Source organism: Maritalea mobilis (genome assembly GCF_004363175.1).
Classification (GTDB): Bacteria; Pseudomonadota; Alphaproteobacteria; order Rhizobiales; family Devosiaceae; genus Maritalea; species Maritalea mobilis.
Window position 1 is genome coordinate 166,506 of the sequence record NZ_SNYR01000001.1, and the last position, 16,667, is coordinate 183,172.

17 protein-coding genes and 1 tRNA gene are annotated in these 16,667 nt (G+C 51.0%); 10 read left to right on the plus strand and 8 right to left on the minus strand.

The features are described 5' to 3' along the window. Positions 1-88: 88 nt before the first annotated feature. From ATL17_RS00795 to ATL17_RS00810, 4 genes are all read left to right on the plus strand, one after another. Positions 89-1,411, plus strand: a complete 1,323-nt coding sequence (locus ATL17_RS00795; protein WP_133572151.1) for a homoserine dehydrogenase — start codon at positions 89-91, stop codon at positions 1,409-1,411. A 30-nt stretch (positions 1,412-1,441) separates the two neighbouring features. After that, positions 1,442-2,431, plus strand: coding sequence for a class II fructose-bisphosphatase (gene glpX / locus ATL17_RS00800; RefSeq protein WP_133570888.1), 990 nt, complete (start codon positions 1,442-1,444; stop codon positions 2,429-2,431). Positions 2,432-2,529: 98 nt separating this feature from the next. After that, the gene (gene recJ / locus ATL17_RS00805) at positions 2,530-4,323 is read left to right on the plus strand and encodes a single-stranded-DNA-specific exonuclease RecJ (protein WP_133570889.1); all 1,794 of its coding nucleotides are present in this window, start codon (positions 2,530-2,532) and stop codon (positions 4,321-4,323) included. A 175-nt stretch (positions 4,324-4,498) separates the two neighbouring features. Continuing rightward, a complete protein-coding gene (locus ATL17_RS00810) occupies positions 4,499-5,737 on the plus strand; it encodes an SAM-dependent methyltransferase (RefSeq protein ID WP_133570890.1) in 1,239 nt (412 codons plus the stop codon). On the opposite strand, the gene ATL17_RS00815 is transcribed toward ATL17_RS00810, so the two are convergent. The 3 genes from ATL17_RS00815 to ATL17_RS00825 all read right to left on the minus strand — a co-directional run bounded on the left by ATL17_RS00815 (position 5,734) and on the right by ATL17_RS00825 (position 9,295). Further along, a complete protein-coding gene (locus ATL17_RS00815) occupies positions 5,734-7,218 on the minus strand; it encodes an ArnT family glycosyltransferase (RefSeq protein ID WP_166638839.1) in 1,485 nt (494 codons plus the stop codon). The genes ATL17_RS00810 and ATL17_RS00815 overlap by 4 nt on opposite strands. A gap of 4 nt (positions 7,219-7,222) precedes the next feature. Then, a complete protein-coding gene (locus ATL17_RS00820) occupies positions 7,223-8,707 on the minus strand; it encodes an ArnT family glycosyltransferase (RefSeq protein WP_133570892.1) in 1,485 nt (494 codons plus the stop codon). 72 nt (positions 8,708-8,779) lie between these two features. Next, positions 8,780-9,295 (minus strand): NuoB/complex I 20 kDa subunit family protein, encoded by a 516-nt coding sequence (locus ATL17_RS00825; protein ID WP_246028605.1) that lies wholly within the window; start codon positions 9,293-9,295, stop codon positions 8,780-8,782. A gap of 69 nt (positions 9,296-9,364) precedes the next feature. On the opposite strand from ATL17_RS00825, the gene ATL17_RS00830 reads away from it, so the two are divergent. After that, entirely contained in the window at positions 9,365-10,258 is an 894-nt protein-coding gene (locus tag ATL17_RS00830) for a helix-turn-helix domain-containing protein (RefSeq protein WP_133570894.1), read from the plus strand. Between the two features lie 92 nt (positions 10,259-10,350). Here the strand turns inward: ATL17_RS00830 and ATL17_RS00835 are convergent. The 3 genes from ATL17_RS00835 to ATL17_RS00845 all read right to left on the minus strand — a co-directional run bounded on the left by ATL17_RS00835 (position 10,351) and on the right by ATL17_RS00845 (position 11,539). Continuing rightward, positions 10,351-10,426 (minus strand) — tRNA-Glu (locus tag ATL17_RS00835). A 112-nt stretch (positions 10,427-10,538) separates the two neighbouring features. Continuing rightward, positions 10,539-11,009: a YcbK family protein gene (locus ATL17_RS00840; protein ID WP_166638840.1), complete on the minus strand. Its 471-nt coding sequence runs from the start codon at positions 11,007-11,009 to the stop codon at positions 10,539-10,541. A 110-nt stretch (positions 11,010-11,119) separates the two neighbouring features. Further along, entirely contained in the window at positions 11,120-11,539 is a 420-nt protein-coding gene (locus tag ATL17_RS00845; RefSeq protein WP_133570896.1) for a VOC family protein, read from the minus strand. Positions 11,540-11,792: 253 nt separating this feature from the next. Between ATL17_RS00845 and ATL17_RS00850 the strand changes: the two genes are divergently transcribed. From ATL17_RS00850 to ATL17_RS00870, 5 genes are all read left to right on the plus strand, one after another. Further along, positions 11,793-12,410, plus strand: coding sequence for a cold-shock protein (locus ATL17_RS00850; RefSeq protein WP_133570897.1), 618 nt, complete (start codon positions 11,793-11,795; stop codon positions 12,408-12,410). A 10-nt stretch (positions 12,411-12,420) separates the two neighbouring features. Beyond that, positions 12,421-12,882, plus strand: coding sequence for a DUF192 domain-containing protein (locus ATL17_RS00855; protein WP_166638841.1), 462 nt, complete (start codon positions 12,421-12,423; stop codon positions 12,880-12,882). Positions 12,883-12,891: 9 nt separating this feature from the next. Continuing rightward, a complete protein-coding gene (locus ATL17_RS00860) occupies positions 12,892-13,497 on the plus strand; it encodes a YqaA family protein (protein WP_133570899.1) in 606 nt (201 codons plus the stop codon). 62 nt (positions 13,498-13,559) lie between these two features. Continuing rightward, complete coding sequence (locus ATL17_RS00865; RefSeq protein ID WP_133570900.1) at positions 13,560-14,057, plus strand: TRAP transporter small permease; 498 nt, start codon at positions 13,560-13,562, stop codon at positions 14,055-14,057. Then, positions 14,050-15,420: a TRAP transporter large permease gene (locus ATL17_RS00870; protein WP_133570901.1), complete on the plus strand. Its 1,371-nt coding sequence runs from the start codon at positions 14,050-14,052 to the stop codon at positions 15,418-15,420. Before ATL17_RS00865 ends, ATL17_RS00870 begins: the two co-directional genes overlap by 8 nt. A 46-nt stretch (positions 15,421-15,466) precedes the next feature. Here ATL17_RS00870 and ATL17_RS16845 read toward each other — a convergent pair whose 3' ends face one another. Together ATL17_RS16845 and ATL17_RS00875 are read right to left on the minus strand one after the other, a co-directional pair. Next, positions 15,467-15,637 (minus strand): hypothetical protein, encoded by a 171-nt coding sequence (locus ATL17_RS16845; RefSeq protein ID WP_166638842.1) that lies wholly within the window; start codon positions 15,635-15,637, stop codon positions 15,467-15,469. 254 nt (positions 15,638-15,891) lie between these two features. Next, positions 15,892-16,629 (minus strand): hypothetical protein, encoded by a 738-nt coding sequence (locus tag ATL17_RS00875; RefSeq protein WP_133570902.1) that lies wholly within the window; start codon positions 16,627-16,629, stop codon positions 15,892-15,894. Positions 16,630-16,667 lie beyond the last annotated feature (38 nt).

A 16,667-nucleotide genomic window follows, 5' to 3' on the forward strand; every position in this document is an offset into this window, starting at 1 on the left:
TGTTTTCAACTTACGCAAGGGCCGTGAGCCACGTTCAGACACACGAAATAGGATTTTAGCGCAGATGCGTGAATCGGAAAGGCAAGATATGAACGACGATGCTCCCCTCCGTGTAGGCATTGCTGGTGTAGGCACAGTTGGCGCCTCACTCATTTCAATGCTGGTGAATGAGCAAGAGCGCATGACCCAACGTTTCGGGCGCCAAATCGTTGTCACGGGCATTGCCGCGCGCTCACGCTCCAAAGATCGTGGGGTTGATCTTTCTGAAATGACTTGGTTCGACGATCCTGTCGCTTTGGCCAAATCTGACGACATTGATCTTTTTGTGGAGCTGATGGGCGGTGAAGATGGTCCGGCCCTCGCATCAATCCGTGCGGCGCTTGAATTGGGCAAACCTGTTGTCACTGCCAACAAGGCGTTGATCGCCAAACATGGTGTTGATATTGCGCGCTTGGCTGAACAAACCAATACACAGTTTGGCTTTGAAGCAGCGGTCGCTGGCGGTATCCCGATCATTAAAACATTGCGCGAAGGTTTGGGGCTTGCTCAGGTGCAGCGCGTTTATGGCATCATGAACGGCACCTGCAACTATATCCTGACTCGCATGACCAATGAGGGGATCAATTTCCAAGCTTGCTTGAAAGATGCGCAGGAACTTGGCTATGCCGAGGCAGACCCGACTTTTGACATTGAAGGGTTTGACACGGCTCACAAGCTGGCCATTCTCACCAGCCTTTGCTTTGGCTGCAAAATCGCTGCCGACCAAATGTATGTTGAAGGCATCACCCGCATTGATCAAGCCGACATTAAAGTAGCCAGCGATTTGGGCTTTGATATCAAACTGCTTGGCGTTGCCCAGCGCACTCCAGACGGCATTGAGCAGCGCGTGCACCCGACGTTGGTGCCGAAAAGCAGCACCATTGCTGGCATTGATGGCGTTTTGAACGCGGTGTCGCTGGAAACGGATCATGTGGAAGAGTTGCTGCTGGCTGGCCCTGGTGCAGGCGGCGATGCAACCGCGGCCTCTGTGATCTCAGATATTTTCGACTGTGCACGTGGCACCCATGTGCCGCCGCTTGGTTTGCCGGTGGATGAATTGGTGCCTTATGATAAAGCGCGGATGCGTGAGCATGAGGGCGGCTACTTTATTCGACTAAATGCTAGGGACATTCCTGGCGCACTTGCTGCTATAGCGTCTCGCATGGGGGAAAGTGATATTTCGCTTGAAAGTGTCATTCAACGTCCAGACTTGGTTGTTAATGATCCTGAGACCAAAAGCGAGGCAACACGCACCGTGGTGTTGATCACGCAAAAGACCCTTGAGCAGTCAGTGCGGCAAACCATTGATCGGATTGCAGCAGATGGCTTTATTGTTGGAAAACCGCAGGTGATCAGAATCGAGCGGTTTTAACGCCAAAGTTGAAAAGGCAGAGGCATCAAAATGGCAGTGACAGCTAAATCCACAATCACCGCTGAGGCGATTGTTGATCGTAATTTGACCCTTGAAATTGTGCGCGTAACCGAAAATGCGGCTATTGCAGCGGCCCATTGGCGCGGCAAGGGCGACGAAAAATCAGCAGACCGCGCGGCCGTGGAAGCCATGCGCGAAGAGCTGGGCAAAATCTCAGTTGATGGCCGTGTGGTGATCGGTGAGGGCGAGCGTGACGAAGCGCCAATGTTGTTCATCGGCGAAGAAGTTGGCATCGGCAAAGGTGCAAAAGTGGACATTGCTGTTGATCCGCTTGAGGGCACAACTTTGTGCGCCAAAAACCAGCACGACTCATTGGCTGTTTTGGCCATGGCAGAACGTGGTGGCCTGTTGCACGCACCTGACGTTTACATGGAAAAAATTGCCGTTGGCCCGGGTTACGAACCAGGCATTATCGATTTGGACCGCACCCCAACTGAAAATGTTGAGGCCATTGCCAAAGCGCGCGGTGTTTCGGTTGCTGACGTAACAGTGTGCGTGCTTGATCGCCCGCGTCACGCTCACATTATCGACGAGTTGCGCGAGATTGGCGCGTCGATCAAATTGATCAATGACGGTGATATTGCTGGCGTTATTCACACCACAGATCGCGATGAAACCGGAATCGACCTTTATATGGGCACAGGCGGTGCGCCGGAGGGCGTGCTGGCGGCTGCGGCATTGCGTTGCGTTGGCGGCCAGATGCAGGGGCGTTTGGTGCTGGATAGCGACGAAAAGCGTGTCCGCGCGACCCGTTTGGGCATCACTGATCACAAGCGCAAATATGCGGTTGATGAACTGGCGTCTGGCGATGTGTTGTTTGCCGCAACAGGCGTAACAGATGGTTCTATGTTGGATGGCGTGAAAATCCGCCCAAAACATGTGGAAACTTCAACCATTGTAATGCGCTCATGGTCAAAGACTGTGCGCCAAATCAATGCACGGCATTTGCGCGATATTTAATCGTCCAAATTCAGTTTCAAGGCGCGCAATTCTCTGCGCGCCTTTTTTTGTGCCATTATTTGCTTCAATCAAAGGGCGACAACAGGTAAGTTCGCGTTATGTTTGAAGAAAAAGACTTCTTTTTAAATGTCGAAAAGTCAGTGAATGGCCGCGCTTGGATTGACCGGTTGAGCGCCGCTCAAATGCGCACGGCAACAGCGATGGCGCAACAATATGGCATAAGCGAAATCCTTGCCCGCATTTTGGCCGCGCGAGACGTGCCGTTGGACGGGACAGAAGAATTTTTGCTGCCCACTTTGCGCGACTTGATGCCAGACCCGAGCACCATCACCCAAATGGATGAGCTGGTGGATCGGCTGGTTGTGGCTGTGGAGCGTGGCGAGAACATAGCCTTGTTCGGCGATTACGATGTCGATGGTGCGTCGTCCTGCGCTTTGATGACCCGATATTTGCGGGGCGTTGGCCTTGCACCCGCCACCTATATCCCTGATCGGATATTTGAGGGATACGGCCCCAACATTCCGGCGATGGATCAATTGATCGACGAGGGCGCCCAATTGATCGTCACGCTCGATTGCGGTGCAACCTCTTTTGAACCCATAGCCCATGCGCGGGAACGCGGCGTGGATGTCTTGGTGATCGATCACCACCAAGTGGCGCACGAATTGCCGAACGCCAATGCGGTGGTGAACCCCAATCGGCCAGACGATATTTCTGGCTTAGGCCATCTCGCTGCAGCAGGCGTCACCTTTATGGTGTTGGTCGCGCTCAATCGGGTGCTGAAGGAACGCGGCAATTTCCCACAATTGCCAAATTTGATGCAGCTCACCGATCTGGTCGCCTTGGCCACCATTTGCGATGTGGTTCCGCTGCAAGGGCTGAACCGCGCATTTGTGCAGCGTGGACTGGATGTGATGCGTTCCGGTAAAAATCCGGGCTTGGCTGCCTTGGCGCTGGCGGCGCGAGTTTCCGGCCCACTCAATGCCTATCATCTTGGTTTTCTGCTTGGCCCGCGGATCAATGCCGGCGGGCGTATTGGCGATGCCTCATTGGGCGCGCGCCTGCTTTCTTGCGATGATCAGCATGAGGCAATGCACATTGCAGAGCAATTGGAGGGCCTAAATGCAGAACGGCAAGCTATTGAAAAGCGGGCTGTTGAAGAGGCCGTCGCTGTGGCCGATGCGGAAATCGGCGACGGAGAAGGGCCGCCAGTTATTGTTGTTGCCTCGCCTGATTGGCATCAGGGTGTTGTTGGGCTTGTGGCCGCACGGTTGAAGGAGCGGTTTAATCGTCCGGCCTTTGCCATTGCGCAAAAAGCCGATGGATCTGGCACAGGCTCTGGTCGATCCATTCCCGGTGTGGATCTCGGCAAAGCGGTGATAGCTGCCGTGGATGAGAATTTGCTCACCAAAGGCGGCGGCCATGCCATGGCAGCGGGCATATCAATCGGATCAGGCGAAATTGGCCATTTTCGCGCTTTCTTAGCCGAAAAACTGGCTGAAAATGTGCATGAGGCGCGCAAGCAAAACACCATCAAAATTGATGCTGCAATGACCGCCAGAGGCGCTACAACAGATTTCATCCATCAAATTGAACGAGCAGGGCCCTATGGCGCGGGCAATCCCGGCCCATTGTTCGCATTTCCTGCCCACCGCGTCGCTTTTGCAGATATCGTTGGCGTTGGCGGCCATGTGCGGATTACGCTGAATTCGCCAGACCGCGCACGGCTGAATGGCATTTGCTTCCGCGCGGCGGATACGCCTTTGGGGCAAATGCTATTAAATGCAAAAAATGGTGATCCAATTCATATAGTTGGCGCGTTGAACATTAACCATTGGCAAGGACGTGAAGAACCTCAATTAAGAATATTGGATGCCGCAAAATCATCCTAGTTTTTGTCTATGGTTGTCTTGAGCGGGGAAATTGCTGTTTAAAAACAATGCGTTTTTTAAAGGGCTTGAAATTTTCCCATTCACCGATAGAATTTTGGACATTATTAGGGAGGTCTTGAACCGTAGGCCAAAGGTTAATTCCATGCAGATGGAAAAAGGTTCAGGAGTGTAGCGTATGAGTGATTTGGCATTTGACCAACAGCGGTCGTCACCGACCCTCGCGTCGAAATTTTTATCGTTTATTTTATACCGTGCCGCGCGCCGGATCATTAAAGATGTGCCGCATGGCAGCATAAAAGTCATTTTGCCTTCTGGCCGCGTTGGCTATATCGGCAATCCGCAAAATAGCGGGCCGAAAGCCACGCTGAAGCTCAACAATTTCAATTTGCTGTTTGAAGCGGCGCGCCGGGGCACTGTGGGCTTTGCTTCCGCCTATATGAATAAAGACATTGAATGCGATGACCTTCTCGCCGTGTTCAAATTCTTCTTGATGAACCGCGATCAGCTTTCAGCGGCAAAACCGGGCTTTTTCCACCGCGCTGCAAAAGACATGGCCTACCACATCTCGCGCCGAAACACGCGGGAGGGCTCAAAGAAAAACATCGCTGAACATTATGATCTCGGCAATGATTTCTATGATTTGTGGCTTGATGAATCGATGATCTATTCGTCAGCTTATTTTACGGACGAAAATCAATCTCTGACTGATGCGCAATGGGCGAAGAATCGCTTGGTTGCAGATCTGGCAGGGGTAAAGCCCGGCAGCGACGTGCTTGAAATTGGCTGTGGTTGGGGCGCTTTTGCCGAAACAATCGCTAAGGATTATCAGGCAAATCTGCGTGGTATCACCCTGTCCAAAGAGCAGCTAAAATATGGCCTTAAGCGACTTTCTGACAAAGGTTTAGACAAGTTTTCTAAACTAGTGATTGAAGACTATCGCGACACACAAGGTCAGTTTGACCATATTTGCTCAATTGAGATGATTGAGGCCGTGGGCGAAGATCACTGGCCAACTTATTTCCAAACTGTGCATGATCGGTTAAAGCCAGGCGGCACTGCCTCAATTCAAGCCATCGTGATCGACGAGGACGACTTTGAAGAATATCGCAGCAATGTTGATTTCATCCAGCGCTATATTTTCCCGGGCGGCATGCTGCTCACCAACAAGGTGATGCGTGAGCAGGGCGAAAATGTTGGCCTAAAGCTGGAACGGCAGGAAATGTTTGGCCAATCCTACGCCAAAACATTGGCCATGTGGCGCGATGCGTTTCTGGCTAACTGGGATGAGATTGAAAAACTTGGCTTCGACGAGACTTTCAAACGCAAATGGGTCTACTATCTGACATATTGCGAAGCTGGCTTTGCAGAGCAGATGATTGATGTTGGCGTATATCAATATAAGCGCATCGACTAAGGCTTAAAGTTTCGACCCACATAGAGCTGATAGCGATAAATCTCCACGCCGAATCTGGTGATCGACAACTCATCGAGCAACTCAACCGCGTCAAAACGGCTTTCCAATAGGCCGTTTGGCGCAACCTCATCTTTCAAGATCAGCACATCTTGCCCTGCCGCCTTTTGCGGCATCTGCCAATAGTCAAATTGCGTTGGGCGGCTATCAATGGCGAACACATCCACATCATTCATGGCCAAGCTCAGCATGCTGGTCGATTGAAAGCGCAGGGCTGCAATTTGATCTAAATTCTGCTTTTGCGAAGTGGTTTCCACCCACTCAGCAATTTCTGACCAGCCATAAACGCTTGAAGCTTCTTTGTCATAACCCGGCACCCACACTGTGATCGGCGCAACGATATAGTGAAAGCTAGTCAGGGCGATAAGCAAAATCCCAAACACATAATGCGCCCAAATCATCAACTTTGTACGCATCAGATAGGGGATCAGCAGCAATAGGCCGAGATAGGCCAAATCGCTCCAATACCAAAGCGTATAGGCAAAAGCGGATACGGTGGCAAAAGCGAGCGTTGATAGAACAAAGGTGTATTGAGCAAGGCGCATCAAATAGCGCGGCGCGTGTTGGGTATATTTCCGACGAAATTGATTGACAATGGCGACAATCAGAAAGGGTCCGAACAATATCCAAGTTGCAGCGACGAAGTTGAACAATGCAATGGGATTAAACCGCTCAAGCCAGCCTTGTCCGTGGCGTTGATCCAAATGGAAGCCAAACGACGCCCAATCATTGGCATAATTCCACGCCAGCAAAGGCAACATGCAGGCGAAGGTCAGTAATGCAGCCAGATAAAGATGCGGTGACTTTAGCTGCCACCGCAATTTGCTGGAAAACAGAATAACAAACGCCAACGCCAACCCGAGGAACACCGAGCTATATTTTGTCAGTCCCATAAGCCCGAGAAAAAGAGCGCCAATATAGAGCCCCGCAAGATCATTCTGCTGCCTTCCGGCACGATCCAAATAACGACCAAGATAGAAGAACGCGCCACTGGCTAGAAAGATCAGTAAATGGTCGTGATAGATGAGGCTGGACCATACTAATATGGTCGGTGAGGCAAACATCATGGTGGCGACAAATAAAAACAAGTGCCGATGGGAAACATGCGCGTCATTGCTGCGATAGTGGCCGATAATCTGCCAGATGAAATAGAGCGTGCCAGCAGTCGTTAGCAATGTAACCGCGCGAATCCCGAACAGAGCATTGAGACCTAGCGCCTGAGCCGCCGCAATCAACCAAGCGCCAAGCGGCGGGTGATCGAAATAGGAAAGCTCTGGCGTTTGCGCCCAGCGCCAATAATAGGCTTCGTCCCCCAATGGGGCCATACCAAAGGTCACCAACAGCTTTAGCAGCAGCAAAAGGCCTGCAACCACACCAAGTGAGCGAATAGACGGCAGATAAGCGTGCGGGGTGGTCAGTTGCATAGGATCAATCTTCTTGAGGCTGGTAATTGGTGCCGAAATAGAGCTGATAGCGATAGATGGGATAGCCATATCGCTCGATGATGATTTCATCTACAAGCTGAATTTGTTCAAATTGGCCCGTCAGCTTTTCAATATTGGCCTGTTCATCATGCAGCACCAACCCATTTTGGCCAGCAAGCGCATTGAGGTCTTGCCAGAAATCGAACTGGGAGGGCTGTGGGGATAGCTCATATATATCCTGCCGCTTGGCGTGATAATTGAGCTGTGCCACTGTCTTAAAGCGACTGGTGCCGATAAAGTCGGCCCGATACTGATCTTCTGCGGCTTCGACTGTACGCACAACTTGATCCCAGCCGAACGTCTTGCCCGTTTCCACATCATGCACGCCGAAAAGCGCAGCCAATGGTAATATGCTGTAATTGATGGTGACCAATATGGCCGCAACCAGCCCAAGGCTGATATGCGCCCATAGAAGCCACCCGCTGCCCATCAACACAGGTGCTAAAACAATCAGGCCAAGATAGGCTAAGTCTGTCCAATACCAATGGCTGGAGACAGTCATCACCATAGACAGCAGAAACGCCATAGTCGTGCCGCCAACGAATAGCAACAGCCAAGCCAGCGTGCGCGTGAACTGGTTCTCAGTTCGGATCAAACGCACGCGGAATAAGCTAAGCGCAAGGAAGGGACTAAACAGGATAAAGGTATAAAGGAAGTAGCGAATGAAATAATGTGCCGCATAGCTTTGCCACCAAGGGCCAGAGTGCCGATCATAAAGGTGGAAGCTAAATGATGCGAAATCATTCTGCATATTCCAAATCAGGGTCGGCGCTTGCATCACCAGCGCCAATAGGGCCGCAAGATAAAGATGTGGCCGCAGTAAGCGTGACCAATAGGCAGGCGTGAGCAAAATGGCCAATGCAAAGCCCAATCCGACAAAGAGCGCGCTATATTTCGTCAGTGCCGCCAAACCAAGATAGAACGCCGCCCAATAAAGGGCAGATATGTTCGCTTCACCATCCTGTGGGGCATCTAGATAGCGCCCATAATTATAGATTGCAGCAAGGCACAAAAGGATCAGCAAATGATCGAAATAGACAATAGTGGTCCAGGCAAAGAAAGTCGGCGAGGCGAGTAGAACAATCTCTGCCACCAGAAAAGCACGTAAAGGTGCCTCAGGACGCATACGATGCGCAAATAGCCACAACAGGTAACTCGTGCCCGCAAAGCTGATCAACGCGCTCATACGTGCGCCTAAAATGCCTTCACCAAATATCAGGCGCGTGACACCGATAAACCAAGCGCCAAGCGCGGGATGGTCAAAATAGGCAAGCTGGGGGCGATGTCCCCAAACCCAATAATATGCTTCATCGTCAAGCAGACCGGTCTGGGTCATTAAGGCAAGTTTGATCAGTACAAATATCGCAATCAGCGAAACCAGCACGCGATCAAAGGGGGTGAATTTTAGCTGTTGACCCAATCGGTCCATAAATGCCTGCTCGAATGCCGTTTGTTTCGCGGCAATATAGGTAGGGACAGATCAATTGGCCAGTGCCTAAGCCTATCTTTCAATCGTGCCTGTGCGCCTTATCTTCTTTTGCAACAGCATAACGCTGTAGAGTAAGGCTTCTGCAGTCGGCGGGCAGCCCGGCACATAAATGTCCACGGGGATAATTCGGTCGCACCCGCGCACCACGGAATAGCTATAATGGTAATACCCACCGCCATTGGCACAAGAGCCCATAGAGATCACATAGCGCGGTTCGGGCATCTGATCATATATACGCCTTAGCGCCGGAGCCATCTTGTTGGTGACCGTGCCTGCTACGATCATAAGGTCCGCTTGCCGGGGAGACGCGGGGAAAGCCATGCCAAACCGTTCGAAGTCATAGCGAGGCGTAATATAGTGCATCATCTCAATGGCGCAGCAGGCAAGGCCAAAGCATAATTGGTGCATGGAGCCGGTTCGCGCCCAATTGATCAGCTTAGAGGTGTTGGTCACCACATAACCTTTATCGGCCAACTGGTCGGAGAAAGTGTCAAATGAGTAGGGGCCGTAATTTGCTTGCTTGTCCATATCGCGCCTCAAGATTAAACTTGGCGACATGATGCGCAATTGTGGCGCTGGATATAGAACGAATACGACATGGCACACCCAACCCAGAACGCGCAGATCATTGGCAAAACTCGATCAGAGCTAATAGAACCAGTTCAAGCCTTGAGCAGTTGCCTTTTGTTGGGGCTGATACGCGACACGCGCAGCGCCCAACTCAAAGCCGAAGATCGATACAATCACTTTTTTACTTCGCCCTATTGCGGCATTAGCTGCTTTATCGAGGGCGAAACCCGAATGGTGTCGCCAAATTGGAATAATGGGGAAGCTTTGCCACGCATCAGTGTGCAGGGGCCAAACACCGTGCCGCTGCTATCTTACAATCCAAGGCCGCTTTACGTTATCGGGTTTGCCTTTCGAAACGATGCCTTTTTCGCGCTAACCGGCATCTCGCCGGAAAAGATCAAAGACCAAATATTGGACGGTCAACAAATCTTGCCGCCCAAATTGCTTGAGCTGATAAATGTTAGCTTGCTCTATAAAGCGCTGGATGAGGCTGAGCGTCTGACCGCCTTTCAATCTGGACTGGAAAAGCTATGGGCGCAGACGCGCACTTCTAATTTTGGACGCTTTGGCGATCGCGTGTCCGACTGGACAAATTATATGGTTGGTCAACTCGCTAAAAGCTCCAGTGCAAAAAGCGCAAGACAATTTCAGCGCACACTTAAAAAAATATCTGGGCTGAGTCAGCGAGATCTGAAGCAGTTTACACGGCAGGAAAAAATGTTCGAACGCACCATTTCCATGCGCGGAGGTGAGCAATCAGATTTATCTCAGATCGCGCTGGAAGTTGGATTTTCAGACCAGTCTCATATGGGACGTGAGGTGCGACGCATCACTGGAAAATCGCCGCTGCAAATCAATAGGTTGATCCAAACTAAGGAAAGTTATTGGTGTTATCGGCTGATGGAAAGCTATTATGGCTAAGCTTTTAGAATATCAATAAAATTTGCGCACAAAAAAACCGGCCAGAAGCCGGTTTCTTGTCGTTCATTTGGTCCCCAATTTATGAGGACCGTTGGTACGCCCTACGGGACTCGAACCCGTGTTTCCGCCGTGAAAGGGCGGCGTCCTAGACCGCTAGACGAAGGGCGCCTCGAACGGTGCCTGTCGTATATTTGCGTTCTTCAAAAGACGCAAGAGGCTTTTTCAATTTTTTTCGTTTTTTTTCAAAAAAACGTCAAAAAAAGCAATTTTCGCCCTTATATCAACAGCCTTTAAATTGCACCGGATGTTTATAGCCTGAAGGACGGCCACGAATATCCACGTGAATGAACTTTCGGCCCGGATAACATCCCAATCCACCCACTTGCGATTGTGAACGCATAAAGGCGATCAATTTTGATTTTGGTACACCGGGAATAAAAATATCGGCCGCCATACATTTTTGATGATAGGAGCCCCACGCGCCCCCCACCATATAATTATGGATGGGATTGCGGAAACCTGAAGTCACCACAACAGGGCGCCCAAAGCGCATTTCGGCTTTCCACAGCACATAGCGCAGCTTCGGCAGCAGGCAAAATGTGTTCACCTTGCTGTGCTCAACATGCAAGCCATATTTTTTGTCGTAATTGCGTGCAGCGTCAAACCCGCCCAATGAGGCGCAACCTGCCAACAAAGCGGCAGAGAGCAGGGCAGCGATTAGAGGACGCGCATATTTTGTGAAAAATGCCATTGGCCAAGCCAGTTCCAAAAATTTGGAGTGTGTTTTGCGTTTGGCCATAAAATAAACCGGCGATGCCTAATCGCCGGTTTAAACAAATGGTTAATTTTTTATTTTCAATTTTACCATTCGCCCGTGTTGGCCATGCTCGCCCAAGGCTCTTTCGGTTCCAAATGGTCGCCTTCTTGCAGCAACTCAATGGAAATATTGTCTGGCGAACGAACAAAGGCCATATGCCCGTCACGTGGGGGGCGGTTGATGGTATAGCCCATATCCATCAAATGCTGACAAAGCGCATAAATATCTTCAACCCGATAGGCGAGATGGCCAAAATTGCGACCGCCATCATAGGTTTCAGGATCCCAGTTATAGGTCAATTCAACCTGCGCGCTCTCGTCGCCCGGGGCAGAAAGAAAGATCAGCGTGAAGCGACCTTTTTCATTTTCGATCCGGCGGTTCTCTTGCAAGCCCAGCCCTTCACAATAGAATTTTAGGCTGTCTTCAATGTTCGAAACGCGAACCATCGTGTGTAAATATCTCATAATTTGCCTTACATTTTGTGAGGTGAAAACCGACTAATTCATAAACGATTTGAGCACAAAAACTGTTCCGGTGAAACAGGTCTGCAGCGATCATTGGTCAAAAAAGCTTGAACAATCAGTCGTTTGGTTGAATGGTTAATAAAATGCAATTAAACTCTTAACAAATCGCTTTGAATCGGACAAACTCGTTCAATTAGGAGTAATTGAGTAACCTAGCTGTGGCGGGCAGGTCAATTTAAGAGGACATGGCAAAATGGGGGCCAAGAGCACACCGGATCTAAATTCCGATTTGGAATATGAGCGCGACCAAAGCAATCTAGACCGGGCGCGCAGCGACGCGGAAGATGGCTCGGTTGATGTCATTGAAGTTTCGGGCACGATCAAATGGTTTGACGTGGCCAAAGGTTTTGGTTTCATCGTGCCAGATAATGGCATGCCCGATGTGCTTGTTCATGTGACATGTTTGCGCCGCGATGGTTATAAAACGGCCTATGAAGGCGCGCGCATCGTTTGCGAAGCGCTTGATCGCCCTGGTGGCCTACAGGCATTCCGCATCCTCTCCATGGACGAATCTACCGCAAAACATCCGTCTCAAATGCCCGCACCACGCACTCATGTCGTGGTGGAGCCGACTTCTCGGTTGGAACGTTTGGAAGTGAAATGGTTCAATCGCCTGCGTGGCTTTGGCTTTTTGTCAAAAGGCGAGGGGCATCCTGACATTTTTATTCACATGGAAACATTGCGCCGCTTCGGCCTGACAGAATTGCGCCCTGGCCAATTTGTATTGGCGCGCTATGGCGATGGCCCAAAAGGCCTGATGGTCGCAGAGATTCGTCCGGATGGATGGGGCGAGGCGCCTTCTTCTCATTAGATTGGGCACAATGATGCTGTTCAAAATGTTGCAACGCTCGGTAAAATTGCTGAGCGTTATTTTTTTGACCCTGTTCTTGGTTGGCTGTTTAGGTAACGACAATAAATTGGTGCTGCAAACAGAGCTGGGCGATATTCCCATTAAGGTGGAAGTTGCAGACACGCCAGAATTGCGGCGGCGCGGCCTAATGTTCCGCACCAAAATGCCGCGTGATGAGGGCATGTTGTTCGATTTTCAGGAAACGCGCGAAGTCGCCTTTTGGATGCGCAACACGTTCATTCCGCTTGATATGATTTTCATTGATGAGCGCGGCTATATTAAACACATCCACCAAAACGCCATCCCGCAAGACCCAACCAGCATTCCATCGCAACATCCGGTGCGCTTTGTGCTGGAAATCAATGGCGGCTTGTCAGCGCAATATGGGCTGAAGGTTGGTGATCAAGTGCGCCATCCGCGCATGAACAGCTAAGCAAAAGCAATGAATTGGCTGCGCGGCAAAATCGATGCTGATCAATTGCGGCGAGGGGCAAAGTCCAAAAAGGCCTACAGCCTTTTGGCCGCAACCTCCTTTCTGGAAAGTGCGTTGCTGCCGCTTTCAGTGGACATAATTGCCCTGCCCATGATGGTTGGCTCGCCCAAAAGAGCATTCAAAGTTGCCCATGTGGCACTTCTGGCCTCATTGGCGGGCGGCTTGCTGGGTTATTTGATCGGCTTTGCCTTTCTCGAAACGCTGGGACAGTGGATCATTTCCACCTACCGCCTCGAGACCGCATTTCATGAATTCCAACAGCAAGCTGCCGAAAATGTTTGGGCGGCGGTCACCGCAATTTTCCTTGGTGCCGTCACCCCGATTCCATTCAAACTCGTCTGCATTGGCGCCGGCGTGTTGAAAATCAATTTGGCGATATTTCTAGCTGCCGCATTTGCCGGGCGCGCATTGCGATTCTATGCCTTTGCGCTCGCCTTCAAACTGTTCGGCCCCTATGTGCGCACATGGGCGGAGCAGCATCTGAAATGGTTTGGGCTAATTGTGCTCGCGGTGACAATTCTGGGCTTTATTGCCGTTATTTATTGGCCCCACTGAGCGGATTCGCCGCTTGACAGTTATGGCCTGCCAAACCATCAATGCGGGGCAAAGGGGATGTTATGTCAGGTCAATCGTCAGATTTGCCCAAAATTTTGGTGCGCACTGTAGATGCTTTTGCACTGTCCGGTGGCATGATTCTGGCGCTCGTGGTGCTGGTCAATGTTTTGGCCACTGTAATGAACGCGCTTTCCATTGGCTTTGCAGGCGATTTTGAATTGACCGAAATGGGCGTTGCCATGGCCGCCTTCTGCTTTCTGCCCATGTGCCAGCGCGACGGTGCCCATGTCGCCGCCGATATTTTTACCCAAAATCTGGGCGAAGTGCCGCGCCGCTTTTTAGAACAGGTTGCAACCCTTGTCTCACTCATCATCGCGATCATTCTGCTGTGGCGCATGAGCTATGGGTTCTGGGATCAATGGCGCTATGGCTATCAAACCGCCATTTTGCAATTGCCACATTGGCTGGCCTATATCCCGATTTTGCTGTCATTGGCGTTGTGGAGCCTTGTTGCGCTGCTGCAATTAGGCGCCAGACTAAAAGGAAACGCCCATGATTGAGTGGTTCACCAGTGCATTCGGCTTGGGTCTTCTGGGCACTTTCTTTTTGATTCTACTGATCATTCTGCGCATGCCGATCGCTTTCGCCATGATTCTGGTGGGCGGCATTGGTGTTACGCTGCTCAACGGCCCCGCGATCTTTCTCGCCCAACTGAAAACCTTGGCTTACGGCCAATTCTCCATTTACGATTTGAGCGTGGTGCCAATGTTCCTGCTGATGGGGGCTTTGGCCACAAAAATCGGCATGGGCCGAGATCTGTTTCAAGCCGCGCAAGCTTGGCTCGGCTGGCTGCGCGGCGGTGCTGCCATGTCCGCTGTGGCTGCCTGTGCAACCTTCGGTGCTGTGTGTGGCTCGTCACTCGCCACGGCCACCACAATGGGTAAGGTGGCGTTGCCAGAGTTGGAGCGGCTGAATTATTCAGGACGGTTAGCCACAGGCACCATCGCCGCTGGCGGGGTGTTGGGCATTTTGATTCCGCCTTCGGTGGTTTTGGTGATCTACGCCATTATCGTGGAAGCCAATATTGTCACCATGTTTATGGCCGCTTTGGTGCCGGGCATAATTGCCGTACTGTTGTTTCTGGTCGCGATTGCTGTTGTGGTGCGCATATGGCCACACACAGCGCCGCAAACCACCAGCATGAGCAAATCCGAACGCAAAGGCGCAACGCGCGCCGTGCTGCCGGTTCTGTTGATTTTTGCTATCGTAATTGGCGGCATTTATGCCGGGTTTTACAATCCAACCCCCGCCGCAGCCATCGGCGTGTTTCTCGTGGCGGCATATGGGCTGGTGCGCAAGCAACTCAATTGGCTTGATGGAAAGGCTGCCTTGTTCGACACCGCCCGCACCGCAGGCATGATCTATTTAATTCTGCTGGGCGCAGAAATGTTGAAAATTTTCATGTCGCGGGCAGGGGTGCCGCAAGCCGCGGCAAGCTGGGCCATCGAAAGCGGTTTGCCTGCTTTCACGATCTTGATCGTGCTGCTGCTCGCCCTGATCATTTTGGGCTGTCTTATGGATTCGCTGTCCATGATTCTGTTGGTGGTGCCGTTTTTCTGGCCTGTGCTGGTTGAAGTGAATGGCGGCCTGTATCAAGGCGCAGACGGCGCCGCATTCGGCATGAGCACAGAAGATTTAAAAATCTGGTTCGGCATCCTTGCGCTTATTGTCGTCGAGCTTGGACTCATCACGCCACCAGTGGGCATGAATGTATTTGTGATTTCCGGTTTGAGCAAAAACACGCCCATGTCAGAAACCTATAAAGGCATTCTGCCATTCTTCACTGTAGAAATCTTGCGCGTCGCCCTGCTGCTGGCGCTGCCAGGGCTGGTGCTGTTCTTACCCAAGCTTTTGCAAGGCTAGGGCGCTCGGCAAGCGAAAACACGCCCAGCGCCCCTTAAATCCGTTTCTAGCCGCCAACCATCGGCGCGAAATGGCTGCCGAGATAATAAGGCCACACCAAAAGCCCCAACAGGCCCTGAATAAAATTCAGATTCAAATAGCCAATTGTAAACAACCAACCAGCAAACCAAAGCATCCCGGTGCCAGAATGCTGCGTGATATTGATTTTACGTTCCATTTTCTCCCCCAGAGATAAGTACACTTAATCATGTGGGGAAAATTGAACTGATTTCAATGGGAGAGGTGGAGGAGGTGGTACGAGCTTATTAGACGGATATATGGCTGTATCTTCCGCTTATAGGTCGTGGATGATGCCGTACAGTTCTACAAAGAATGTGATCAATGGCAGCTCTGCGGACATTTCGGTCGTTCATTATGATACTCGAATTGGCCAATCGGGCCGTCTCTGGCTATTGCAAGGTTTTGGCAGTGTTAGACAGGCCAAAGCACTTCTGCATCTTTAGCGGGCTTCTTGAAGTCCTTCAGATCTCGTTTGGCGCTATCGGTAACACAGGTCTGGTAGAGGCTTAGTCTTTTCTTGTCGCCCCATTCCGTAGCGCGCGCTGCAAAGCCGCTTCTCTCGCCATGCCTTTCCCAAGTGATGACCTTAACTTGCTGTCCGTCAGGCAGCGTTTTAAGCATTCGTTCAAAGGTCAGAAGCGTGTCTGACCGACGCTTCCGTGCGTCAAGGTAGTGATAGTGATACCCCCATTGCCCATGAATTTCCCTCTTAAGAAATTTCTTGAGACCAGGGATTTTCACGAATAGTGCGATTACGTTTTCGGGTAGACCGGGAGCCACGACGAAACGAGAAATAGGCTCAAGGTTTCCCCGCAGGAAGGGTATGAGCGGCTCGCGAATTTCTTCTGCGCCCAATGACCAGTGACCATCACGTACGGCTGAGAAGTCCTTTTGCCCTGCCCTTAAATCAAGATCAGATTGCTCCATGGCGTCCTGCACGTAGATGACCTGGTTGTCGATTTCGCGCAAAAGTCCTCGAACTTCTTCTTCGGAGTTTTCTTGGGTATAGTTTTCCCATCTTGCGTTGCGGATTGCTTGCAGCATTTTGCGCTTCGAGACAATATCGTCAATGCATTTCCTGACTTTGTCTCGTTCGACAAATTCTATAAGTGGATCTTTTTGCATAAAGTTGAAGTCAATCTCGCTCAATTATCATAGGCAAAGTGAGGTTTCGGAATATTCCTACT